Genomic DNA, 22,588 nt, shown 5'->3' on the forward strand with positions numbered 1-22,588 from the left:
GACGCGCGAGCCTGATACGGGCCGCGCGGTCCGCGCACCGTTTGCTACCGTTAGCTGAACGTGATCAGACAGATCGAGCATTGTGAGGTTGGAACGCCATGGCGCTAACTCCCGAAGACGTGGTCAACAAGCGGTTCCAGGCGACGAAGTTCCGCGAGGGCTACGATCAGGATGAGGTCGACGATTTCCTCGACGAGGTCGTCGTCGAGCTGCGCCGTCTGAACCAGGAGAACGACGAGCTGCGCCAGCGGCTCGCGCAGGCCGAGCAGAAGGCCTCCCAGCAGCCCGCGCCCGCCCCCGCACCGGCCCCCGCCGCTGCGCCGGCGCCCGCGTACGCCGAGCCCACTCCGCAGCCGCCGACGGTCGCCGTCCCGGCCGCGCCCGCCCCGGTCTCCGAGGTCGACGAGCAGACCAGCACGACCAACCTGCTCCAGCTCGCCCGCCGCCTCCACGAGGAGCACGTGCGCGAGGGCATCGAGAAGCGCGACGCGCTCATCGCCGAGGGCCACGCGACCGCCGCGCGCGTCGTCGCCGAGGCCGAGGCGAAGCAGCGCGCCCAGATCGGCAAGCTCGACCAGGAGCGCGCGGCGATCGAGAAGCGCGTCGACGAGCTCCGTTCGTTCGAGCGCGACTACCGCCAGAAGCTCAAGTCGTACATCGAGGGCCAGCTGCGCGACCTCGATCAGGCCGCCCCGGTCAGCCCGGGCGCTCCGCAGCAGGGCGGTTACGCGCCCATGAGTGCTGCGGGCGCGGTCGACGCACCGCCGCAGGCTCCGACGTACCAGGCCTTTGGAGGCTAACGCTCGGCGCACCGCGCGGGTCCGACTCAGTGCGCTGGTCCTGCTCGTCGCGATCGCCGCGACGATCTACGGCCTCGACTTCCTGACGAAGCAGCTCGTCGTCACGAACCTCACCGAGGGTGAGATCGTGCCGGTGCTGGGCGAGGTGCTGCAGTGGCAGTTCGTCCGCAATCCCGGTGCGGCGTTCTCGATCGCGAGCGGCATGACGTGGGTCTTCACGATCCTCGCGGCGGGCGTGCTGACCTTCATCATCTGGTTCGCCGGCCGCATCCGCTCGCTCGCCTGGGCCGTGGTGTTCGGGCTGCTGCTGGGCGGTGTGCTCGGCAACCTGACCGACCGCCTCATCCGCGAGCCGGGCTTCGGCGTCGGGCACGTGATCGACTTCATCTCGACGCCGTGGATGCTGCCCGCGATCTACAACATCGCCGACATCGCCGTGGTGTCGAGCATGGTGCTGTTCCTCATCCTGACCATCCGCGGCGTCGGCCTCGACGGCGAGCGGCAGGCGCCGCCGCGGAAGGACGCGCCCGACGCCGAGTCGGGCGACCCGGAGGCCGCGGTCGACCGGCCCGAGGAGGCGGACGAGACCACCGAGCCCGAGGGCCCGGAGGCAGCCGGACCCCGGGTGAGCGCAGCCGGCACGCGCGAGGGCTGACATGGAGCATCGGATGCTGCCGGTGCCCGACGGCCTCGACGGCGTCCGCGTCGATGCGGGCCTGGCGAAGCTGCTCGGCTTCTCGCGCACCCTCGCAGCCGACATCGCGTCGGCGGGCGGCGTGCGGCTCGACGGCGCTGAGGCGGGCAAGTCCGACCGCCTGCGCGGCGGGGCGATGCTCGAGGTGTCGTGGGAGCCGCCGCGCGCACCGACGGTCGAGCCGATCGCGGTGCCCGACCTCGGCATCGTGCACGACGACGACGAGATCGTCGTGGTCGACAAGCCCGCGGGGGTCGCGGCGCATCCGTCGCTCGGTTGGGAGGGCCCGACCGTGGTGGGCGCCCTCGCCGCGGCCGGCTTCCGCATCTCGACCTCGGGCGCACCCGAGCGCCAGGGCGTCGTGCACCGCCTCGACGCCGGCACGTCCGGCCTCATGGTCGTCGCGAAGTCGGAGGGCGCGTACACCGCGCTGAAGCGCGCGTTCCACGACCGCGAGGTCGACAAGGTGTACCACGCGCTCGTGCAGGGCCTGCCCGACCCGCTGCGCGGCACGATCGACGCGCCGATCGGCCGGCACCCGAGGTCGGACTGGAAGTTCGCGGTCACCGCGGCCGGCAAGCACGCGGTCACGCACTACGAGACGATCGAGGCGTTCCCGTACGCATCGCTCGTCGAGGTGCATCTCGAGACGGGCCGCACGCACCAGATCCGCGTCCACATGGCGGCCCAGCGGCATCCGTGCACCGGCGACGCGATGTACGGCGCCGACCCCACGCTGAGCGCCCGCCTCGGGCTGACCCGGCAGTGGCTGCACGCGGTCGAGCTGTCCTTCGCGCACCCGGCGGACGGCGAGTGGGTCACGTTCCGATCCGACTACCCGGCGGACCTCGCGCACGCGCTCGATGTCGTGCGGCACGATTAGTCTGGTACCCCCACTCGCACCTCAGACCCCTCCGGGAGCGCCGTGACCGACGATGGCTTCGTCCACCTCCACGTCCACACCGAGTACTCGATGCTCGACGGGGCGGCCCGGGTGGGCGAGCTGGTGGCCGCGGCGAAGGAGCAGGGCCAGCCCGCCATCGCGATGACCGACCACGGCAACGTGTTCGGCGCCTACGACTTCTGGAAGCAGGCGACGGATGTCGGCATCAAGCCGATCATCGGCACCGAGGCGTACCTGACGCCGGGCACCGCACGCGGCGACAAGACCCGCGTGCGCTGGGGCAACGGCGGCGGCGACGACGTGTCGGGTGCCGGCGCGTACACGCACATGACACTGCTCGCCGAGAACACCGCGGGCATGCACAACCTCTTCCGGCTCAACTCGCTCGCGTCGATCGAGGGGTACTACTTCAAGCCGCGCATGGACCGCGAGCTGCTGGAGACCTACGGGACGGGCCTCATCGCGACGACCGGCTGCCCGTCGGGCGAGGTGCAGACCCGGCTCCGGCTCGGCCAGTACGACGAGGCCGTGCGGGCCGCGGCCGACTACCGCGACATCTTCGGGAAGGAGAACTTCTTCTGCGAGGTGATGGACCACGGCCTCGGCATCGAGCGCCGTATCCAGGGCGACCTGATCCGGCTCGCACGGGAACTCGACCTGCCGCTCGTCGCGACCAACGACCTGCACTACACGCACGCGCACGACGCGAAGAGCCACGCGGCACTGCTCTGCGTGCAGTCGGGGTCGACGCTCGACGACCCGAACCGCTTCAAGTTCGACGCCGACGACTTCTACCTGCGCACGGCCGCCGAGATGCGCCGTACGTGGGACCAATACCCCGAGGCGTGCGACAACACGCTGCTCATCGCCGAGCGGTGCGAGGTCGAGTTCAACACGAGCGCGAACTACATGCCGCGTTTCCCCGTGCCCGACGGCGAGAACGAGGAGAGCTGGTTCGTCAAGGAGGTCGAGAACGGACTGCACGAGCGCTACCCCGGCGGCATCCCCGACGCGGTGCGGAAGCAGGCCGACTACGAGGTCGGCGTCATCGTGCAGATGGGCTTCCCCGGGTACTTCCTCGTCGTCGCCGACTTCATCAACTGGTCGAAGGACCACGGCATCCGCGTCGGCCCCGGCCGAGGCTCGGGCGCCGGCTCGATGGCGGCGTACGCGATGAAGATCACCGACCTCGACCCGCTCCAGCACGGCCTCATCTTCGAGCGCTTCCTGAACCCCGACCGCGTCTCGATGCCCGACTTCGACGTGGACTTCGACGAGCGGCGCCGCGGCGAGGTCATCAAGTACGTGACCGACAAGTACGGCGACGAGCGCGTCGCGCAGATCGTCACCTACGGCACGATCAAGGCGAAGCAGGCCCTCAAGGACTCGTCGCGCGTGCTCGGCTTCCCGTTCGGCATGGGGGAGAAGCTCACCAAGGCGATGCCGCCCGCGGTCATGGGCAAGGACATCCCGCTGTCGGGCATCTTCGACCGCGACCACCCGCGGTACAAGGAAGCGGGTGACATCCGCGCCCTGATCGAGACCGACCCGGAGGCGAAGACCGTCTTCGACACGGCCGTCGGGCTCGAGAACCTGAAGCGCCAGTGGGGCGTGCACGCGGCGGGCGTGATCATGTCGAGCGAGCCGCTGATCGACATCATCCCGATCATGAAGCGCGAGCAGGACGGCCAGATCGTCACGCAGTTCGACTACCCGGCGTGCGAGTCGCTCGGCCTCATCAAGATGGACTTCCTGGGGTTGCGCAACCTCACCATCATCGACGACGCGCTCGACAACATCGAGGCCAACCGCGGCTTCCGCCCGGTGCTGGAAGACCTGGCGCTCGACGACCGCGAGGCCTACGAACTGCTGGGCCGTGGCGACACCCTCGGCGTGTTCCAGCTCGACGGCGGGCCGATGCGGTCGCTCCTTCGCCTCATGAAGCCCGACAACTTCGAGGACATCTCGGCGGTCATCGCGCTCTACCGCCCCGGACCGATGGGCGCGAACTCGCACACGAATTACGCGCTCCGCAAGAACGGCCAGCAGGAGATCACGCCGATCCATCCCGAGCTGGCCGAGCCGCTGAAGGACATCCTCGACACGAGCTACGGCCTCATCATCTACCAGGAGCAGGTGATGGCGATCGCGCAGAAGGTCGCCGGGTTCAGCCTCGGCCAGGCCGACATCCTGCGGCGGGCGATGGGCAAGAAGAAGAAGTCCGAGCTCGACAAGCAGTACGCCGGCTTCCAGCAGGGCATGCACGACAACGGCTACTCGGATGCCGCGGTCAAGACGCTCTGGGACATCCTGCTGCCGTTCTCCGACTACGCCTTCAACAAGGCGCACTCGGCCGCCTACGGCGTGCTCAGCTACTGGACCGCGTACCTGAAGGCGCACTACCCGGCCGAGTACATGGCCGCGCTGCTCACGAGCGTCGGCGATGCGCGCGACAAGCTCGCCATGTACCTCAACGAGTGCCGTCGCATGGGCATCAAGGTGCTGCCGCCCGACGTCAACGAGTCGATCGGGTTCTTCGCCGCCGTCGGCGAGGACATCCGCTTCGGCCTCGGCGCCGTGCGCAACGTGGGCTTCAACGTCGTCGAGGCGATCCGCGGCGCCCGCGAGGCGGAGGGGCGGTTCGAGTCGTTCCACGACTTCCTGAAGAAGGTGCCGATCCCGGTCGCGAACAAGCGCACGGTCGAGTCGCTGGCGAAAGCCGGCGCGTTCGACTCGCTCGGGCACACCCGTCGCGCGCTCGTGGAGATCCACGAGTCGGCGGTCGAGTCGGCGGTGAAGGACAAGCGGGCCGAGGCCAACGGCGACGTCGGGTTCGACTTCGACAGCCTGTTCGAGGAGGACGAGCGCGCGCCCGTCGCGCAGGTGCCCGACCGGCCCGAGTGGACCAAGCGCGACAAGCTCGCGTTCGAGCGCGAGATGCTCGGGCTGTACGTCTCCGACCATCCGCTCGCGGGGCTCGAGGTGCCGCTCGCGAAGCACGCGTCGACCACCATCACCGACCTGGTGTCGTCGGATGCCACGCAGGACGGCGACACCGCCACCATCGCCGGTCTCGTGACGAGCGTGCAGCACCGCGTCGCGCGCTCGAGCGGCAACCAGTACGGCATGATCCAGGTCGAGGACTTCTCGGGCGAGCTGACCGTCATGTTCATGGGGAAGGCGTACCAGGAGTTCTCGCCCGACCTGCAGGCCGACCGCATCGCGGTCGTGCGCGGCCGCGTGAGCATGCGCGACGACGGCATGAACCTGCACGCGTACAGCATCGTGCTGCCCGAGCTCGGGCAGGAGGACGAGTCGGGGCCCGTGGTCATCTCGCTGCCCGACCAGCGCGCGACGACCGACACGGTCGTGGCGCTCGGCGAGGTGCTCGGACGCCACTCCGGCAGTACCGAGGTGCACCTGAAGCTCGTGAAGGGCGGCACCGCCCGCGTGTTCGAGCTGCCGTTCCCGGTGCGCGTCACGCCCGACCTCTACGGCGAGCTGAAGAGCCTGCTCGGCCCGAACTGCCTGGTCTGACGGCCCGGTGGGTTCGGCCGGCGCGGCCGGCGCCCCGGCGGCTCAGACCACGTCGCCCGGGGCGCGATAGCTGCGCTCGTGGTACAGCAGCGGGGCATCCGCCTCGCCGATCTCGCCCTGGTCGACGCGCAGCACGACCAGGGCGCTCTCGTGCACCTCGAAGCGCTCCAGGATGCGCCCGCCCATCCACGCGGTCGCGCCCGCGAGCACGGGCGCGCCGCCGGGGCCGGGTCGCCACGCGACGCCGTCGAACCGCGACTCGCGCGGCCCCGCCATGCGCTCCGCGAGCGCGCGGTTGCGGGCGCCGAGCATGTGCACGACCGCGTGCCCTGCCGTGGCCACGGCGGACCAGACGGACGCCGACCGCGCCATGTTGAAGGTCGCCAGGGGCGGCACCGCCGAGAGCGAGGCGACCGAGGTCGCGGTGAACGCCTCCGGTGCGCCGTCGGGGCCCTGCACGGTCACGATCGCGACGCCCGCGGCGTGGCGCCGGAAGGCCTGGCGGAACGCGTCGAGGTCGTCGGGGGAGGCGCTCACGGATGTCCGTTCGTTTCGGTGCTGGCGGTAGGCTGGCCGGGCCATGATGCAGACGATCGACCTCCGCGGGGCCCAGCCTACCGCCGCCGAACTGCTCGCCCTCGTGCCCCGCTCGCGCAGCGACGTCTCGGCGGCCGAGGCGATCGCCGCGGAGCTCATCGCCGACGTGCGCGCCCGCGGCGGGGTCGCCCTGCTCGACCAGTCCGAGCGCTTCGACGGCGTGCGCCCCGAGCAGCTCCGCGTGCCGCGTGCGCACCTCGACGAGGCCGTCGCCGCGCTCGACCCGGCCGTGGCGGACGCGGCCCGCGAGTCCATCCGCCGCGTGCGGGAGGCCAGCGCCGCGCAGGTGCCGCCGCCCGGGCGGACCGAGCTCGGCGAGGGCGCGGTCGTCGAGCAGCGCTGGCAGCCGGTCGGCCGCGTCGGGCTCTACGTGCCCGGCGGCAAGGCCGTCTACCCGTCGAGCGTGATCATGAACGTCGTGCCCGCGCAGGTCGCGGGCGTCGGCTCGATCGCCATCGCCTCGCCCCCGCAGCCCGACCACGGCGGGCGGGTGCACCCGACCATCCTCGGCATCGCCGCGCTGCTCGGCGTCGACGAGGTCTACGCCATGGGCGGCGCGGGTGCGATCGGCGCGTTCGCCCACGGCGTGCCCGACGCGGGTCTCGAGCCGGTGCAGGTCGTGACCGGGCCCGGCAACCGGTTCGTCGCCGCGGGCAAGCGCGTCGTGCGCGGCGCGGTCGGCATCGACGCGGAGGCGGGTCCCACCGACATCCTGGTCATCGCCGACGGCGGCGCCGATGCCGACCTCGTCGCGGCCGACCTCGTGAGCCAGGCCGAGCACGACGAGCTCGCGGCGGCGGTGCTCGTGACCGACGACGCCGACCTCGCGGCGCGCGTCGGCGAGCGGCTCGCGGTTCGGCAGGGCGCGACCCGTCACGCCGAGCGCGTGCGCGCGTCGCTCACGGGCGAGCAGTCGGCGGCCGTGCTCGTCGACGACCTCGCGCAGGCGGCGGCGTTCGCGAACGCGTTCGGTCCCGAGCACCTCGAGATCCAGGTCGACGACCCCGACGCGGTGCTCGGGCTGATCGAGAACGCCGGGGCGATCTTCATCGGCCCGTACTCGCCGGTGAGCCTCGGCGACTACTCGGCGGGCTCGAACCACGTGCTGCCCACGGGCGGGCACGCCCGGTTCAGCGCCGGCCTGTCGGCGGCGACGTTCCTGCGCCCGCAGCAGGTCGTGCGCTACGACGAGCGCGGCCTCTCGGCCGTCGCGGCGGGCATCGACGCGCTCGCGCTCGACGAGCAGCTGCCGGCCCACGCCGAGGCCGTGCGCGCCCGCTTCGGCGGCTGACGCGCTCGTAGACTGGAGCAACCATGTACTGCCCGTTCTGCCGTCACCCCGATTCGCGCGTGATCGACTCCCGCACCACCGACGACGGGCTCTCGATCCGTCGTCGTCGCCAGTGCCCGAACTGCGGGCGCCGGTTCAGCACCACCGAGACCGCGAGCCTCGTGGTCATCAAGCGCTCGGGCGTCGTCGAGCCGTTCAGCCGCGACAAGGTCGTCACGGGCGTGAAGAAGGCCTGCCAGGGCCGGCCGGTGACCGAGTCCGACCTCGCGGTGCTCGCGCAGAAGGTCGAGGAGACGATCCGCCAGACGGGCGCCTCGCAGATCGAGGCGAACGACATCGGCCTGGCGATCCTCGCACCGTTGCGCGACCTCGACGAGGTGGCGTACCTGCGCTTCGCGAGCGTGTACCAGGCGTTCGAGTCGCTCGACGACTTCGAGGAGGCGATCGCGCAGCTGCGCGCCGAGCACGGCCGCCTGCCCGCACGCTCCGCGGAGTGACCGCCTCGCTCCGGTAGCCTTTCCGAGGCATGTATCGCATCCTCTTCTCCCTGGTCCTCCGTCGCATCGACCCCGAGCGAGCGCACCACCTCGCCTTCGGCGTGATCCGGCGCCTGCCGTGGCTCGGCCTCGGCCGCGTGGTCGCGCGCTTCACGCGCCCGGCCCCGGAGCTGCGGGTGCAGGCGCTCGGGCGCACGTTCCCGTCGCCGTTCGGCCTGGCCGCCGGGTTCGACAAGGACGGGCTCGGCATCACGGGCCTCGGGCAGCTGGGGTTCGGCCACGTCGAGGTCGGCACGCTCACCGCGCACGCCCAGCCCGGCAACCCGACGCCGCGACTGTTCCGGCTGATCCCCGACCGTGCCGTGATCAACCGCATGGGGTTCAACAACGGCGGGGCGGATGCCGCTGCGCTGCGCATCGCGCGGCTGCGCCGCAGGCCCGGTCGCGGGCCGGTGCTCGGCGTCAACATCGGCAAGAGCCGCGTGACCGCCGTGGAGGACGCGATCGGCGACTACCGGCGGAGCGCGAAGGTGCTCGCACCGCTCGCCGACTACCTCGTCGTCAACGTCAGCTCGCCGAACACGCCCGGCCTGCGCGGGCTGCAGGAGCTCGAGTCGCTCGAGCCGCTGCTCGCGGCCGTGCGGGACGAGGCGGGCGACACGCCGCTGCTCGTGAAGATCGCCCCCGACCTCACCGACGAGCAGGTCGAGCGCATCGCGCGGCTCGCGGTCGACGCGGGGCTCGCCGGCATCATCGCCACGAACACGACGATCTCGCGCGAGGGCCTGCGCACCTCGCGGTCCGTCGTCGAGGCGGCCGGGGCGGGCGGCCTGTCGGGCGCACCGCTCGCAGCGCGGTCGCTCGAGGTGCTGCGCCGGATCCGCGCGGTCGTGCCGCCCGAGCTGTGCGTGATCTCGGTCGGCGGCGTCGACACCGCGGAGGACGTGCAGGAGCGCCTCGACGCGGGCGCCGACCTCGTGCAGGGGTACACCGCGTTCATCTACCGGGGCCCGCTGTGGGCGGCATCCGTGAACCGCGGCCTCGCCCGACTGCGCGCCGCGCGCTGACGGTCGGCGGTCCGCTCCGGGGCATCCGCTCGCCCCCCGTCGCACCCGCCGGGTCAGAGCAGGCCGAGCTCCTCCATGCGCTTCAGGAGGGTCGCGCCGTCGTTGGCCGAGATCCACGGGGCGCTGACGCCGTGCAGCTCGGCGCGCGAGCGCCCGCCCGCGAGCACGGCCTCGCCCGCCGAGAGCTGCCGGATGGCGATCGCCTCGACGTTCTCGGGATGCTCCGCCGCGAACTCGCCGTAGATCGACTCGTCGTGCTGGCCGTCGTCGCCGATCAGCACCCAGCGCATGTCGGGGAACTCGTGCGCCAGGCGGCGCAGGTTGTCCTCCTTGTGGATGCGTCCGCTGCGGAACAGCCGGTCGTGCGTGGGGCCCCAGTCGGTGAGCAGCAGCGTGCCCGCCGGGTACAGGTTGCGCGAGAGGAAGCGCGTGAGCGTCGGTGCGACGTTCCACGCGCCGGTGCTCAGGTAGATGACCGGCGCGTCGGGGTGGGCGCGGGAGAGCCGCTCCAGCAGCACCGCCATGCCCGGGGTGGGCATGCGCGCGTGCTCGTCGAGCACGAACGTGTTCCACGCCGCGAGCAGCGGTCGGGGGAGCGCCGTGACCATCACGGTGTCGTCGACGTCGGAGATGATGCCGAGCTTCGTGTCCGGCGCGATGACGTCGATCGGGGCGTGCTGGTCGACGCCGCCGTCGGTGGAGAGGACCGCCTCGTGGCGTCCAGGCGGCAGGGAGACGGGCACCTTCGCGTCGACCACGCCGCCGCGGTCGGCCACGACCTCCAGCTCCTGGCCGCCGATGCGGATGCGCACGGCCACGTCGCCGACCGGGACGCTCGTGAAGCTGCGCCAGCCGCGGATGCCCTGCTCGCGCCGGGCGCGCGTGCGCGCGCTGCCGCGGGAGCCGGCGGGCTTGCTCAGCAGCACCCGGCAGAGGATGCGCACCCAGTCGACCGAGCCGTACCCCGCGTAGGGGACGATGGTCGGCACGTGCCCGCGGCGCCGGGCCGATCGCTCGCGGATGCCGTGGAACCAGTCCTCGATGCGCGCCGCCCGATGGACGCGCACCGCGTCGGGCGCGGGGTGATCGGGCGTGCGCATTCATCCAGTCTCGCACGCCCGCATCGCGACACGGAGCGGCCTGTGGTCAGCTTGGCCGCTATCCCGCAAACGGGGGTAGAGTGGGCGTCTATGTCAGGAGGTACCGTGCCGACAGGCGACCTGCTCCGCGGATCGAACGGAGCGTCCACGGCGATCCGGGTGACCCCCGCACAGCAGCGGGCGACGCAGCGCCTCGACTCGCTGCTCGACACCGCGGCGGAGATCGTCGACGACCTCGGTCCGGAGCTCATCACGACCGCCCAGGTCGCCGAGCGCTCGGGCGCGTCGATCGGCACCGTCTACCGCTACTTCCCCGACCGGCTCGCCGTGCTCCGCGCGCTCCGCGAGCGGTGCGTGCGACGGTTCCGCGAGCGGCTCGCCGCGGACATCGCCGACGGCGAGCTGACCGACCCGTGGCACGTGGTCGAGCGCAGCGTGCTCGCCGCGGTCGAGTGCTACCGCGAGGAGCCGGGCTTCCGCGTGGTGCGGGTCGTCGAGCGCGACCGCGCGATCGGCGACGACGGGCTGCTGGCCGCCGTGTTCGCCCACGACCTCGCCGACTTCGTGGCCGCGCACTTCGGGGTGCCGGGCGACAGTGCGCTGCGTCGGCGGTTCGACGTGGCGATCGAGGTCGCCGACGCGCTGCTCGCGCGGTCGTTCGCGGCCGACCCGGCCGGCGACGAGTGGTACATCGGGGAGTGCCTGTCGATCCTCCGGGAATACCTCGCCGACGCGATCGGCTTGAACGAGGTGCGGGAGACGACCTCGGTCGCCTGACGACGTCCGCTCGGGGGCATCCGTATCGTCACCGCTTCGTAATCGGCAGCAGCGCCCGGTGTGGGCGGCGCTCCATAGGGTGACTGACAGAACGGCGTGCCGGGTGCATCCGTTCTTGCGTGCCGCTCCGAATGGTGTTCAGGTGGTACGACGGCCGGGCGAGATGCGCTCCGGGGAGGGCCGAGATCGTGATCGAGTTCCGAGGCGTGTCCAAGCGGTTCGACGACGGCACCCTGGCGGTCGCCGACGTCGACATCGTGATCCCACCGCACCGCACGACGGTGTTCGTCGGCTCGTCCGGCTCCGGCAAGACCACGCTGCTGCGCATGATCAACCGCATGGTCGACCCGACCTCGGGTGCGGTGCTCATCGACGGCGAGGACGTCGCCGGCGTCGACCCCGTGCGGCTGCGGCGCGGCATCGGCTACGTCATGCAGAACTCCGGCCTGCTGCCGCACCGGAAGGTGATCGACAACGTGGCCACCGTGCCGCTGCTGCGCGGCACGCCCAAGCGCGAGGCCCGTGCGCACGCGCTCGAGCTGCTCGACACGGTCGGGCTCGACCGCAGCCTCGCCGACCGGTACCCCGGCCAGCTCTCGGGCGGCCAGCAGCAGCGCGTCGGCGTCGCGCGCGGGCTCGCCGTCGACCCCAACATCCTGCTCATGGACGAGCCGTTCGGCGCCGTCGACCCGATCGTGCGGGCCGAGCTCCAGCAGGAGCTGCTGCGCCTGCAGCGCGACCTGGGCAAGACCGTCGTGTTCGTCACGCACGACATCGACGAGGCCTTCCTGCTCGGCGACCAGGTGATCATCCTGAAGACCGGCGGCGAGATCGTGCAGAGCGGATCGCCTGCGGAGATCCTGGCCCACCCCGCGGACGACTTCGTGGCGGGCTTCGTCGGCGCCGACCGGGGCAAGCGCGCGCTGACCGTGACCGAGGTCGACGGGCGGCGCGTGGTCGTCGACGCCGACGGCCGGCCGGCGGGAGTGCTCACTCCGTGAGCTGGATCGTCGACAACCTCGACCTGATCGGGGAGCTCGCACTCGTGCACCTGCGGCTCGCGGTGCCGCCCATCGTGCTCGCGTTCGTGCTGAGCGTGCCGATCGGGTGGGTCGCGTGGCGCTACGAGTGGTCGCGCGGGGTGCTGCTCAGCGTGATCGGGCTCATCTACGCCATCCCGTCGCTGCCGCTGTTCGTCGCACTCCCGGCCATCCTCGGCACCTCCCGACGCAGCGAGCTCAACGTCATCATCGCGCTCACGCTCTACGGCATCGCGCTCATGGTGCGCTCCGTGGCCGACGGGTTCGGCGGCGTCGACCGCGACATCAGGCAGGCCGCGACCGGCGTCGGCTACTCGGGCTGGGGCCGCTTCTGGCAGGTCGACCTCCCGCTCGCCGGGCCGGTGCTGCTCGCGGGCCTCCGCGTCGTCGCGGTCAGCACGGTGAGCCTCGTCACGGTCGGCGCCGTGATCGGCGTGCAGAGCCTCGGCAGCCTCTTCACCGACGGGTTCCAGCGCGGCATCCAGGCCGAGATCTGGGCCGGCATCATCGCCACCATGCTGCTTGCGTTCGCGATCGACGGCCTGCTCGTCGTGGCCGGGCGCCTCGCCATGCCGTGGACGCGCGCCGGCGCAGCGGCATCCGCCACCCGCACCGACGAGCGCGAGGAGGCGACGGCATGAACCTCTTCGCGGACGCGTTCGCCTGGCTGCTCGACCCCGTCAACTGGGAGGGGCCGGACGGCATCGGCGTGCTGCTGCTCCAGCACCTGCTCATCACGTTCGGCGTCGTCGCCATCGCGTGCGGTGTCGGGATCCCGCTCGGCATGCTCGTCGGGCACACCGGCCGCGGGCGCGAGGTCGTGGTGGCGCTCTCCGGCGGGCTCCGCGCGCTGCCCTCGCTCGGCGTGCTCACCCTCGTCGCGCTCTGGCTCGGCATCGGCGTCGCCGGCCCCGCCGTCGCGCTCGTCGTGCTCGCCGTGCCCTCGGTGCTCGCCGGCACGTACTCGGCGATCGAGTCGGTCGACCGCCGCACCGTGGATGCCGCGCGCGGCATGGGCATGACCGAGCGGCAGATCATCCTCGGCGTCGAGACTCCGATCGGGCTGCCCACGCTCATCGGCGGCGTGCGCTCTGCCGTGCTGCAGGTCGTCGCGACGGCCACCCTCGCCGCATACGTCGGCGCCGGCGGCCTCGGCGGCATCCTGTTCCTGGGGCTGAAGACGGGCGACTACACGCTCATGCTCGCGGCCTCCATCCTCGTGATCGCGCTCGCGCTCGTCCTCGACGGGCTCTTCGCGATCCTCCAACGGATCGTGGTCCCCGCCGGCGTGCGGGCGTCGCGATCCGGCACGACCCGCGGCCGACCGACCCGGCGGCCCGCGACCACCGGCGGCCCCGCACCCGCGGGGTCGTCCGCAACCGAAGGGAAGCACCACTGATGCAGTACACCGGAAGGGGCCGCGTCGCACTCGCGGCCGTCGCCGTCGGAGCCGTCGTCGCACTCGCGGGCTGCGGCACGAGCGAGTCGGTCGACGGGGTAGACGCCTCCGGCGAGGCATCCGGACCCCTCGTCGTCGGCTCGCAGGACTACTACTCGAACGAGATCATCGCCGAGCTCTACGCGCAGGCGCTCGAGGCCAACGGCTTCGAGGTCGAGCGCGAGTTCCGCATCGGGCAGCGCGAGGTCTACATCCCCGAGATCGAGTCGGGCGCGATCGACGTGTTCCCCGAGTACACGGGCAACCTGTTGCAGTACTACGCGCCAGACACCACGGCGACCACGAGCGACGACGTCTACGCGGAGCTCATGGGCGCCCTGCCCGAGGGGCTCAGCGTGCTCGACCAGGCGCCCGCGACCGACCAGGACTCGTACAACGTCACGCAGGCGTTCTCCGACGAGTACGGCGTGACGAGCCTCGCCGACCTCGCCGACGTGCCCGAGGAGCTCACCCTCGGCGGCAACTCCGAGCTCGAGACGCGCCCCTACGGGCCCGACGGGCTCGCGGACGTCTACGGCGTCGAGGTGGGCTTCACGGCCATCGAGGACAGCGGCGGCCCGCTCACCATCAAGGCGCTGCAGGACGACGACGTGCAGCTCGTGAACATCTTCAGCGCCAACCCCGCGATCGCCACGAGCGACCTCGTGACGCTCGAGGACCCGGAGGGCCTGTTCCTCGCCTCGAACGTCGTGCCGGTCGTGAGCGACCGCGTCGACGCCGAGGTGGCCGACGTCATCAACGCGGTCAGCGCCGCGCTCACCGCGGAGGCGCTGGTGGAGCTCAACTCCGAGAGCGTCGACGAGCAGCGCTCCGCGAGCGACATCGCCGCCGATTGGCTGGCCGAGCAGGGTCTCGTCTAGGCGAGGTCGCGCGGCCGCACGGGGCCGGACGCCGGGGACGAGTGCCCGGTGTCCGGCCCCGTCGCCGTTCCCGGCTCGGCGTCCGCGTCCGCGGCGGCCGTGCGCGGCGCCGCGGGCTCCTCGACCTCGTGCGCGTGCATGTGCCGCGCCTCGAGGTGGTGGAGCACCCGCTTCACAGCGAGGATCACGAGCAGGAACACCACGATCGCGGCGACGAACAGGTACCCGGCCCAGTGCAGTTCCGCCGAGAGCGCGCGGTAGCCCTCGGCGGCCGCCGAGCCCACGCCGACGTAGGCGAACGCCCAGATGATGCACGCCGGCGTGGTCCACGCCATGAAGCGGCGGTACGACATGGTGCTCATGCCGACCGTGAGCGGGATGAGCGAGTGCAGCACCGGCAGGAAGCGGGAGAGGAACACCGCGATGCCGCCGCGGCTGCCGAGGTAGTTCTGGGCGCGGACCCAGTTCGCCTCGCCGATCCAGCGGCCGACGCGGCTCGCGCGCAGGTGCGGGCCGAACCAGCGCCCGATCGCGAAGCCGATGCTCTCGCCCGCGAGCGCGCCCAGGATCACGGCGATCGCGAGCGCCACGAACTGCACGGCGTCCTCGACGCCGGTGCTGGCGACGATCACGATGGTGTCGCCGGGCACGATGAGCCCGATGAGCACGGAGGTCTCGAGCATGATCGCGACGCCCGCGAGCAGGGTGCGCAGCACCGGGTCCACCGACGCGACCGCGTCGAGCACGGCGTCCAGCAGCTCGTTCACGTGACGCAGGCTACGTGCCGGACATGAACGTCAGCACAGAGAAGACGGGGAACGCGACGATCGCCGCCGACAGGGCGATCACTGCAGCGGTCGCCGCCGGGGGAGCGGCCTCGCGGGGCCCGTCAGGCGCGCACGACGGAGCTCCAGCATCGCGCGGTCGACCACGGCTCGTCCGGCGGCGGTGCCGGACGCCTCCGCGGCACCCCACGCCGACCCGATGCGCTCGACCGCCGAGGCGAGCACCTCCCGGTCGACCTCGCGCACGGCGCGGTCGTCGGCCAGCAGTTCGACGAGGCGCGAGACGGAGCGTTCGGCGCGGTTGGCGATGGGGAACCACGGCAGGGCGCGGTTCCAGGCGCGGAAGGCGAGCAGCACGAGGTGGTGGTACTGGCGCAGGTGGGTGGACTCGTGCGCGAGCACGGCGTCGAGCTCGCGCGGGGGCAGTGTCTCGATCAGCCCCTCCGAGAGCACGGTGACCGTCGTCACGCCGGGCAGGCAGTAGGCGACCGGCACGGGATGGTCGAGCACCATCGTGTTGGGGCGCTGCGGGTCGGCGCGTCCGAGCAGGGCCACGAGCGAGACGTGCCGTCGACGGTCGCGCTCGACCTGCACGGCGGTGGCGGCCAGGGTCAGCAGCAGGAGGGCCGAGAGGATGCCGGCTGCGGCGAGCGCGGCGATGTGCACGACGCCGACCGCGGCGGGCAGCGGGCCCACCCACAGGTGCGCGGCGAGCACGGGGACCGCCTCGGCGAGCCCGCCCGGGAACGGCAGCAGCGCGAGCCCGAGCAGCGAGCCGATCATGGCGATGCCGCCGCCGAGGGCGATCGCCTGCCAGAGCAGCAGTGCGAGGGCGGGTGCGCGGAGGGTCCAGCGTGCGCGTTCGAGCACGAGCGGCACGGGCCAGGCGAGCGCGAGCGCGAGCGCGCCCACGAGTGCGACGAGGAGCATGCGCGTGGTCAGCCGAGCAGGCGACGCAGGGTGTCGGCCTCGCGCGGGTCGACGGTTCCCACGAATCGCGCGAGGGCGGCTTCGCGGTCGGATGCCTCGTCGAGCAGCTCGCGCATGAGCTCGGCCGTGTGGTCGGCCGGCGTGCCCGTCGGTCGGTAGCGTCGCGGGCGCACCGAGCGGTCGGAGGCGACCATGCCCTTCGACTCGAGGCGCGACAGCACGGTCAGCACCGTCGTGAGGGCCGGGGTGCGTGCGGGCGTCGCGGCACCGGCATCCGTCGCCTGGGTCGCCGGACGGGAGAGCTGCGCGATCAGCTCGCGCGCGGGCAGCGGTTCGTCGGCCGCCCAGAGGGCGCGCATGACCGCCGCCTCCAACTCGCCCAGACTCGCCATGCAGCAAGGCTACCGGCTTTCCGGCAAATGCTCTACGCTGCGTAGAGTAACGCGAGGACGTGATCCGACGATCGGCCGGGAGGGCTCGTGAACGAACTGCTGGATCCGCTGCTGCTCGCCCGCTGGCAGTTCGGACTGACGACCGTCTACCACTTCCTCTTCGTGCCGATCACCATCGGCATGGCGACCACGGTGGCGATCTTCCAGACCGCGTGGGTGCGCACCGACAAGGTCGTGTACCTGCAGCTGACGAAGTTCTTCGGCACCCTGTTCCTCATCAACTTCGCGATGGGCGTCGTCACCGGCATCGTGCAGGAGTTCCAGTTCGGCATGAACTGGTCGGAGTACTCCCGCTTCGTCGGCGACGTGTTCGGCGCCCCGCTCGCGCTCGAGGGCCTGCTCGCGTTCTTCCTCGAGGCGACCTTCATCGGCCTCTGGATCTTCGGGTGGGACAAGCTGCCACGGGGGCTGCACCTCGCCACGATCTGGGCGACGGCGGTCGGCACCATCCTCTCGGCGTACTTCATCATCGCCGCGAACGCGTTCATGCAGAACCCGGTCGGCTACGAGATGAACGCCGAGGCGGGCCGGGCTGAGCTCGTCTCCATCGGCGAGGTGCTCACGAACCCGGTCGCGCTCGCGGCCTTCCCGCACACCATCGCGGGCAGTTTCATGGTCACCGCGGGCCTCATCATCGCGGCGGCCGCCTGGCACCTGAAGCGCCGCCAGTTCGTCGACGCGATGCGCCCGGCCCTGAAGCTCGGCCTCTGGATGATGGTCGTCGCCATGGCCGCGACGTTCTTCTTCGGCGACCAGCTCTCGATCGCCATGACCCAGACCCAGCCGATGAAGATGGCCGCCGCCGAGGCGCTGTACGACACGGCCTGCGGGGCGGATGCCTCGTTCTCGCTGTTCTCCATCGGCACGCCCGACGGCTCCGAGGAGATCTGGTCGCTGCGCGTGCCGTACCTGCTCGCGCTGCTGTCGACCCACACGCTCGACGGCTGCGTCGAGGGCATCAACGACCTGAACGCGGAGTACGTCGAGCTCTGGGGCCCCGGCGACTACACGCCCATCATCTGGATCACCTACTGGTCGTTCCGCTGGATGATCGGCCTCGGCATGGCCCACACGCTCGTCGCGGTCGTCGGCCTCTGGCTCACCCGCGGCGACCGGCTGCCGACGCAGAAGTGGGTGTGGAACGTGGCCATCTGGTCGTTCCCGCTGTCGCTCGCGGCGATGAGCGTCGGCTGGGTCTTCACCGAGATGGGCCGGCAGCCCTGGATCGTGTTCAGCCTGCTGCCCACCGAGTCGGCGGTGTCGCCGAACGTGACAGGCCTCGAGGTGCTCATCTCGCTGATCGCGTTCACGCTGGTCTACGGGGCGCTCGCGGTGGTCGAGTTCGGCCTGATCATCCGTGCGATCCGCAAGGGGCCCCGAAGCTCGACGAACCCGACCCCGAGACGGGTGTCGTCAAGCCCACCACCACGGTCTACTAGGAGGCGATCATGGATCTCGCAACGCTCTGGTTCTGGATCGTCGCCGCGCTGTTCGTCGGCTACTTCGTGCTCGACGGCTTCGACTTCGGCGTCGGCATGTCGCTGCCGTTCCTCAGCAAGGACGACACCGACCGCCGCGTGCTCATCAACACGATCGGCCCGGTCTGGGACCTCAACGAGACCTGGGTGATCGTCGCGGGCGCGGCGCTGTTCGCCGCGTTCCCCGAGTGGTACGCGACGCTGTTCAGCGGGTTCTACCTCGCGCTGCTGCTCATCCTGCTGGCGCTCATCGCGCGCGGCGTCTCGTTCGAGTACCGGCACCAGCGACCCGAGGCGGAGTGGAAGAAGCGCTTCGACTGGATGATCATCGTCGGCTCGGCCGTGCCGGCGCTGCTCTGGGGCGTCGCGTTCGCGAACATCGTGCAGGGCGTGCCGCTCGATGAGGGGCACAACTACACGGGCACGCTGATCGACCTGCTGAACCCGTACGCACTGCTCGGCGGCCTGACGACCCTGCTGCTGTTCTTCACCCACGGCGTGGTGTTCGTCTCGCTCAAGACCGACGGCGAGATCCGCCACCGGGCGCGGAAGCTCGCGGTGCGCTCGGGGCTGATCACGATCGTGGTGGCGGCGACGTTCCTGGTCTGGACCGGCCTCGCGTTCGGCGGCGCCTGGTTCTGGGGCTTCGCCGCCGTGGCCGCGCTGTGCCTCATCGGCTCGTGGCTGATGAACGCGCGCGGTGCGGAGGGCTGGTCGTTCGGCCTCATGGCGGTGACGATCGGCACGGCGGTCCTGGCGCTGTTCAGCGCGCTGTTCCCCGACGTCATGCCGGCCAGCAACGACCCGGCGAACAGCCTGACGATCGAGAACGCGTCGAGCAGCGACTACACGCTCACGATCATGAGCTGGACGGCGCTGATCTTCCTGCCGCTCGTGCTCGCCTACCAGGGCTGGACGTACTGGATCTTCCGCAAGCGGCTCACCCGCGAGCACATCCCCGCCGCCGCGCACTGACGGTGCGCCCGCTCGATCCCGCGCTCCTGCGCCACGCCCGCTCGGCGCGCTGGTACCTGCTCGTCGGTGCCGTGCTCGCCGGGGCGCAGGCGCTGGCGATCCTCGCCTTCGCGTGGAGCCTCCAGTCGCTCGTCGTCGGACTCATCGACGGTGCGTCGCTCGCGTCGCTGTCGACCTGGACGGCGTGGTTCGCCGCCGCGGTCGTGGTGCGCGCGCTCGTGGCGTGGGGGTGGGATGCCGCGGGCGCGATCGGCGCCGCGGCCGTCGCGTCCGAGCTGCGCGTGGCGGCCCTGCGCGCGCTCGGTCGGTCGCCCGGGCGTCGGGTCGACTCGACGGTCGACACCGCGGTCGCGGTCGGCGGCGGGCTCGACGCGCTGCAGCCGTACTTCGGCCGGTTCCTGCCGCAGCTCGTCGCGACCGTCGTGGTCGTGCCGACGCTGGTGCTCGCGGTGCTCGTCGCCGACCCGCTGTCGGGGCTCATCCTCGTGATCGTGCTGCCGCTGGTGCCCGTGTTCATGGTGCTCATCGGGCTGGTCACGCGCGCCGTGCAGGAACGCCAGTGGGCGGCGCTCACGCACCTGTCGCGCCAGTTCCTCGAACTGGTCGGCGGCCTGTCGACGCTCATCGTGCACGGTCGCCAGCACCGGCAGGAGGCGCGCATCCGCGCCGACACCGACGACTACCGGGTGCGCACGATGCGCGTGCTGCGCGTGACGTTCCTCAGCTCGTTCGTGCTCGAGCTCGCGGCGAGCCTGTCGGTCGCGCTCGTCGCGGTCTCGATCGGACTGCGGCTCGTCGACGGCACCGTCGCGTTCGCCGCCGGCCTGTTCGTGCTGCTGCTCGCGCCCGAGGTCTTCCTGCCGGTGCGCAACGTCGGCGCGCAGTTCCACGCGTCGGCCGAGGGCATCACGGCGGCGCGGAACGTGCTCGCGCTCATCGACGCGCCCGACGAGGACGGGGCGGATGCCGCCGCGAGCGGTCCCGTCGCCGCAGGCGCCGCGTCGGACGACGACGTCGTGCTCGACCTGCGCGGCGTGTCGATCGCCTACGACGAACGAGCGGCGGTGGACGGCCTCGACCTCGTGCTTCGGCGGGGCGAACTGGTCGCGCTCGGCGGACCAAGCGGCGCCGGCAAGTCGTCGGTGCTGGGTGCCGTGCTCGGGTTCGTGCCGCACGAGGGGGCGATCAGCGTCGGCGGCCGCTCCGACGCCGCGTCCCGCCGCGACCGGCTCGCGTGGGCGGGCCAGGAGGCCGTGCTCCTGCCCGGCACGGTCGCGGAGAACGTGGCGCTGGGTGATCCCGAGCCGCACCCGGAGGCGGTGCGTCGGGCGCTGCGCGAGGCCGCGACCGACGACGTCGCGCCCGAGCAGCCGATCGGCGCCCGCGGCGACGGGCTGTCGGGCGGGCAGACCGATCGCGTGGCCATCGCGCGGGCGCTGCACCGACTGCGGGCGCGCGACCTGCCGCTGCTGCTCCTCGACGAGCCGACCGCGGCGACAGACCCGGAGCGCGAGGCGGCGCTCGTGCGCACCCTGCGCGGGCTCGCCAGCGAGGGGCGCGCCGTGCTCGTCGTGAGCCACCGCCCGGCCGTGCTCGAGGCGGCCGACCGCGTGGTGCGCATCGAGGCGGTGACGCATGTCGGCTGAACGGAACCGGTCGCTGCGCCTCGCGATGCCACCCGCGCGGCGCTTCGCGCTGCCCGTACTGCTCGGCGCGCTCTCGGCCGGGTCGACGATCGCGCTCCTCGCGGCATCCGCCTGGCTCATCGCCCGCGCGGCCGAGCAGCCCCCATCCTGTTCCTGTCGCTCGGCGTCGTGGGTGTGCGCGCGTTCGCGATCGGCCGCGGAGTGTTCCGCTACCTCGAGCGGCTCACGGGGCACGACGCCGCGTTCCGGCAGCTCGCTGACCTGCGGGTCGGCATGGTGCGGCGCATCGTGCCGCTCGCGCCCGACGGACTCGCCGCCACCCGTCGCGGCGACCTGCTCGCGCGGTTCACCGGCGACGTCGACGAGTTGCAGGACCTGCCGCTCCGCGTGGTGCAGCCGGTCGCCGGCGCCGTGGTCGCGATCGTGCTCGCGCTGGCGGGCATCGCCTGGCTCGCGCCGGGGGCGGCGCTCGTGATCGCGCTCGTCCTCGTGCTCGGCCTGCTGGTCGCGACCGCGGGGCAGGGCGTGCTCTCGGCGCGGGCCGAGCGCCGCGTGGCGCCCCTGCGCGGCGAGCTCGCAGATGCCGTGCTCGCGCACGTGCAGGCGCTGCCGACGCTCGTCGCCTACGACGCCGAGGGCGGGTCGCTCGCGCGCGTCGCCGACGTCGACGCCCGGCTCCGGCGTGCACGTGTGCGGGCAGCGGTGGGATCGGGCCTCGCCGGGGCGGCCGTGGCCGTCACGGCGGGCGCCGCGGTGCTCGGTGCGATCCAGGCGGCGGCCGGCCCGCTCGCCGACGGTGCGCTCGGCGGGCCCGAGTTCGCGATCGTCGTGCTCGTGCCGCTCGCGATCCTCGAGGTCGCGGGCGTCGTGCCGGTCGCCTGGGCGACCTGGCGGACGGTGCGGCGGAGCGCCGAACGGGTCGACGGCGCGGTGCCCGAGGAGCTGCCGGCGGGCCTGCCGACGCCCGTCGCCGCGCCGGAGCAGCTGCCGGCCGCCGACGGCCCGCCGATGCTCGAGCTGCGCGAGGTGTGCGCCTCGTGGCCGGACCTCGCCGGGGTGGGCGCGAGCCAGGCCCTCGCGGGCGTCGACCTCGTCGTGCGGCCCGGCGAGCGGGTGCTGGTGCGCGGCCCCAGCGGCGCCGGCAAGACGACGCTCGCGCACGTGCTCGTCGGCTTCCTCGCGTACGAGGGGTCGTTCCGGGTCGACGGCGTCGAGGCGTCGGAGGTCGACGCCGATCGCCTGCGCGAGCGCATCGGGCTCTGCGAGCAGCGGCCGTGGCTGTTCGACACCGACATCCGCCAGAACCTGCTGTTCGCGCGCGACGACGCCGACGACGCCGCCCTGCTCGCCGTGCTCGACCGGGTCGGCCTCGGCGACTGGGTGCGAGAGCGCGGCGGGCTCGACGCGTCCGTGGGGGAGCGCGGCGCACTCGTGTCGGGCGGGCAGGCGCAGCGCATCGCGCTCGCGCGGGCCATGCTCGCCGACTTCCCGGTGCTCGTGCTCGACGAGCCGACCGCGAACGTCGACCAGGAGCGCGCCGACGCGCTGCTCGCCGACCTCCTCGCGGCGGGCGCCGACGGCCGCACGGTCATCCTGATCTCGCACGATCGCGTCGACCCGTCGCTCGTCGACCGCACGGTCGTCTGCGCCGACGGGCGCATCCCCGCCGCCGCCTGACCTCCCGCGTCGGAGCGGTCGG

At 72.3% G+C, this 22,588-nt stretch carries 20 protein-coding genes and 1 pseudogene; 16 read left to right on the forward strand and 5 right to left on the reverse strand.

The window, feature by feature from the left end:
* Positions 1-98 precede the first annotated feature (98 nt).
* The 4 genes from QUE38_RS15640 to dnaE all read left to right on the forward strand — a co-directional run bounded on the left by QUE38_RS15640 (position 99) and on the right by dnaE (position 5,935).
* On the forward strand, positions 99-800 hold the full coding sequence (locus QUE38_RS15640) for a DivIVA domain-containing protein (protein ID WP_286309220.1): 702 nt from the start codon (positions 99-101) through the stop codon (positions 798-800).
* Positions 790-1,455, forward strand: a complete 666-nt coding sequence (lspA, locus tag QUE38_RS15645; RefSeq protein WP_433996921.1) for a signal peptidase II — start codon at positions 790-792, stop codon at positions 1,453-1,455. Before QUE38_RS15640 ends, lspA begins: the two co-directional genes overlap by 11 nt.
* Before the next feature lies 1 nt (position 1,456).
* Positions 1,457-2,377 carry an RluA family pseudouridine synthase gene (locus QUE38_RS15650; protein ID WP_286309221.1) on the forward strand — a complete coding sequence of 307 codons (921 nt, stop codon included), beginning with the start codon at positions 1,457-1,459 and terminating at the stop codon, positions 2,375-2,377.
* Positions 2,378-2,467: 90 nt separating this feature from the next.
* Positions 2,468-5,935: a DNA polymerase III subunit alpha gene (gene dnaE, locus QUE38_RS15655; protein WP_286311869.1), complete on the forward strand. Its 3,468-nt coding sequence runs from the start codon at positions 2,468-2,470 to the stop codon at positions 5,933-5,935.
* Between the two features lie 42 nt (positions 5,936-5,977).
* Here the strand turns inward: dnaE and QUE38_RS15660 are convergent, their stop codons facing one another.
* Complete coding sequence (locus QUE38_RS15660; protein WP_286309222.1) at positions 5,978-6,472, reverse strand: flavin reductase family protein; 495 nt, start codon at positions 6,470-6,472, stop codon at positions 5,978-5,980.
* A gap of 43 nt (positions 6,473-6,515) precedes the next feature.
* Between QUE38_RS15660 and hisD the strand changes: the two genes are divergently transcribed.
* The 3 genes from hisD to QUE38_RS15675 are packed head-to-tail and all read left to right on the forward strand — an operon-like array spanning position 6,516 to position 9,387.
* Positions 6,516-7,823, forward strand: a complete 1,308-nt coding sequence (hisD, locus tag QUE38_RS15665) for a histidinol dehydrogenase (protein WP_286309223.1) — start codon at positions 6,516-6,518, stop codon at positions 7,821-7,823.
* Positions 7,824-7,846: 23 nt separating this feature from the next.
* Positions 7,847-8,320, forward strand: a complete 474-nt coding sequence (gene nrdR / locus QUE38_RS15670) for a transcriptional regulator NrdR (RefSeq protein WP_286309224.1) — start codon at positions 7,847-7,849, stop codon at positions 8,318-8,320.
* 29 nt (positions 8,321-8,349) lie between these two features.
* Positions 8,350-9,387 (forward strand): quinone-dependent dihydroorotate dehydrogenase, encoded by a 1,038-nt coding sequence (locus QUE38_RS15675; RefSeq protein WP_286309225.1) that lies wholly within the window; start codon positions 8,350-8,352, stop codon positions 9,385-9,387.
* Positions 9,388-9,440: 53 nt separating this feature from the next.
* Here the strand turns inward: QUE38_RS15675 and QUE38_RS15680 are convergent, their stop codons facing one another.
* The gene (locus QUE38_RS15680; protein ID WP_286309226.1) at positions 9,441-10,487 is read right to left on the reverse strand and encodes an App1 family protein; all 1,047 of its coding nucleotides are present in this window, start codon (positions 10,485-10,487) and stop codon (positions 9,441-9,443) included.
* A 159-nt stretch (positions 10,488-10,646) separates the two neighbouring features.
* Here QUE38_RS15680 and QUE38_RS15685 point away from each other — a divergent pair, with 159 nt between their 5' ends.
* The 5 genes from QUE38_RS15685 to QUE38_RS15705 all read left to right on the forward strand — a co-directional run bounded on the left by QUE38_RS15685 (position 10,647) and on the right by QUE38_RS15705 (position 14,623).
* On the forward strand, positions 10,647-11,264 hold the full coding sequence (locus QUE38_RS15685) for a TetR/AcrR family transcriptional regulator (RefSeq protein ID WP_286309227.1): 618 nt from the start codon (positions 10,647-10,649) through the stop codon (positions 11,262-11,264).
* A gap of 188 nt (positions 11,265-11,452) precedes the next feature.
* Positions 11,453-12,265, forward strand: a complete 813-nt coding sequence (locus QUE38_RS15690) for an ABC transporter ATP-binding protein (protein ID WP_286309228.1) — start codon at positions 11,453-11,455, stop codon at positions 12,263-12,265.
* Positions 12,262-12,945 carry an ABC transporter permease gene (locus QUE38_RS15695; RefSeq protein ID WP_286309229.1) on the forward strand — a complete coding sequence of 228 codons (684 nt, stop codon included), beginning with the start codon at positions 12,262-12,264 and terminating at the stop codon, positions 12,943-12,945. Before QUE38_RS15690 ends, QUE38_RS15695 begins: the two co-directional genes overlap by 4 nt.
* On the forward strand, positions 12,942-13,703 hold the full coding sequence (locus QUE38_RS15700) for an ABC transporter permease (RefSeq protein WP_286309230.1): 762 nt from the start codon (positions 12,942-12,944) through the stop codon (positions 13,701-13,703). Before QUE38_RS15695 ends, QUE38_RS15700 begins: the two co-directional genes overlap by 4 nt.
* Positions 13,703-14,623, forward strand: a complete 921-nt coding sequence (locus QUE38_RS15705; RefSeq protein ID WP_286309232.1) for an ABC transporter substrate-binding protein — start codon at positions 13,703-13,705, stop codon at positions 14,621-14,623. The genes QUE38_RS15700 and QUE38_RS15705 overlap by 1 nt, the downstream gene beginning before the upstream one ends.
* Here QUE38_RS15705 and QUE38_RS15710 read toward each other — a convergent pair.
* The 3 genes from QUE38_RS15710 to QUE38_RS15720 form a co-directional block, all read right to left on the reverse strand.
* Positions 14,620-15,390 (reverse strand): DedA family protein, encoded by a 771-nt coding sequence (locus QUE38_RS15710; RefSeq protein ID WP_286309233.1) that lies wholly within the window; start codon positions 15,388-15,390, stop codon positions 14,620-14,622. The two genes, QUE38_RS15705 and QUE38_RS15710, sit on opposite strands and share 4 nt — an antisense overlap.
* A 78-nt stretch (positions 15,391-15,468) precedes the next feature.
* The gene (locus QUE38_RS15715) at positions 15,469-16,338 is read right to left on the reverse strand and encodes a M56 family metallopeptidase (protein ID WP_286309234.1); all 870 of its coding nucleotides are present in this window, start codon (positions 16,336-16,338) and stop codon (positions 15,469-15,471) included.
* Between the two features lie 8 nt (positions 16,339-16,346).
* A complete protein-coding gene (locus tag QUE38_RS15720) occupies positions 16,347-16,730 on the reverse strand; it encodes a BlaI/MecI/CopY family transcriptional regulator (protein WP_286309235.1) in 384 nt (127 codons plus the stop codon).
* Positions 16,731-16,817: 87 nt separating this feature from the next.
* Here QUE38_RS15720 and QUE38_RS15725 point away from each other — a divergent pair.
* The 4 genes and pseudogenes from QUE38_RS15725 to cydC form a co-directional block, all read left to right on the forward strand.
* Positions 16,818-18,167 (forward strand): annotated as a pseudogene (locus QUE38_RS15725) (cytochrome ubiquinol oxidase subunit I); the annotation flags it as partial.
* Between the two features lie 71 nt (positions 18,168-18,238).
* Complete coding sequence (gene cydB, locus QUE38_RS15730) at positions 18,239-19,243, forward strand: cytochrome d ubiquinol oxidase subunit II (protein WP_286309236.1); 1,005 nt, start codon at positions 18,239-18,241, stop codon at positions 19,241-19,243.
* A gap of 2 nt (positions 19,244-19,245) precedes the next feature.
* The gene (gene cydD / locus QUE38_RS15735) at positions 19,246-20,889 is read left to right on the forward strand and encodes a thiol reductant ABC exporter subunit CydD (protein ID WP_286309237.1); all 1,644 of its coding nucleotides are present in this window, start codon (positions 19,246-19,248) and stop codon (positions 20,887-20,889) included.
* 168 nt (positions 20,890-21,057) lie between these two features.
* Positions 21,058-22,566: a thiol reductant ABC exporter subunit CydC gene (gene cydC / locus QUE38_RS15740; RefSeq protein ID WP_350227489.1), complete on the forward strand. Its 1,509-nt coding sequence runs from the start codon at positions 21,058-21,060 to the stop codon at positions 22,564-22,566.
* Positions 22,567-22,588 lie beyond the last annotated feature (22 nt).

Origin of the sequence: Agromyces mangrovi (assembly GCF_030296695.1) — a bacterium.
GTDB lineage: Bacteria > Actinomycetota > Actinomycetes > Actinomycetales > Microbacteriaceae > Agromyces > Agromyces mangrovi.

Coding starts and splice junctions, on each gene's coding strand:
- QUE38_RS15640 (WP_286309220.1), top strand. CDS start 99: ATGGCGCTAACTCCCGAAGACGTGGTCAACAAGCGGTTCCAGGCGACG.
- QUE38_RS15650 (WP_286309221.1), top strand. CDS start 1,457: ATGGAGCATCGGATGCTGCCGGTGCCCGACGGCCTCGACGGCGTCCGC.
- dnaE (WP_286311869.1), top strand. CDS start 2,468: ATGCTCGACGGGGCGGCCCGGGTGGGCGAGCTGGTGGCCGCGGCGAAG.
- hisD (WP_286309223.1), top strand. CDS start 6,516: ATGATGCAGACGATCGACCTCCGCGGGGCCCAGCCTACCGCCGCCGAA.
- nrdR (WP_286309224.1), top strand. CDS start 7,847: ATGTACTGCCCGTTCTGCCGTCACCCCGATTCGCGCGTGATCGACTCC.
- QUE38_RS15675 (WP_286309225.1), top strand. CDS start 8,350: ATGTATCGCATCCTCTTCTCCCTGGTCCTCCGTCGCATCGACCCCGAG.
- QUE38_RS15680 (WP_286309226.1), bottom strand. CDS start 10,487: ATGCGCACGCCCGATCACCCCGCGCCCGACGCGGTGCGCGTCCATCGG.
- QUE38_RS15700 (WP_286309230.1), top strand. CDS start 12,942: ATGAACCTCTTCGCGGACGCGTTCGCCTGGCTGCTCGACCCCGTCAAC.
- QUE38_RS15705 (WP_286309232.1), top strand. CDS start 13,703: ATGCAGTACACCGGAAGGGGCCGCGTCGCACTCGCGGCCGTCGCCGTC.
- QUE38_RS15715 (WP_286309234.1), bottom strand. CDS start 16,338: ATGCTCCTCGTCGCACTCGTGGGCGCGCTCGCGCTCGCGCTCGCCTGG.
- QUE38_RS15720 (WP_286309235.1), bottom strand. CDS start 16,730: ATGGCGAGTCTGGGCGAGTTGGAGGCGGCGGTCATGCGCGCCCTCTGG.
- cydB (WP_286309236.1), top strand. CDS start 18,239: ATGGATCTCGCAACGCTCTGGTTCTGGATCGTCGCCGCGCTGTTCGTC.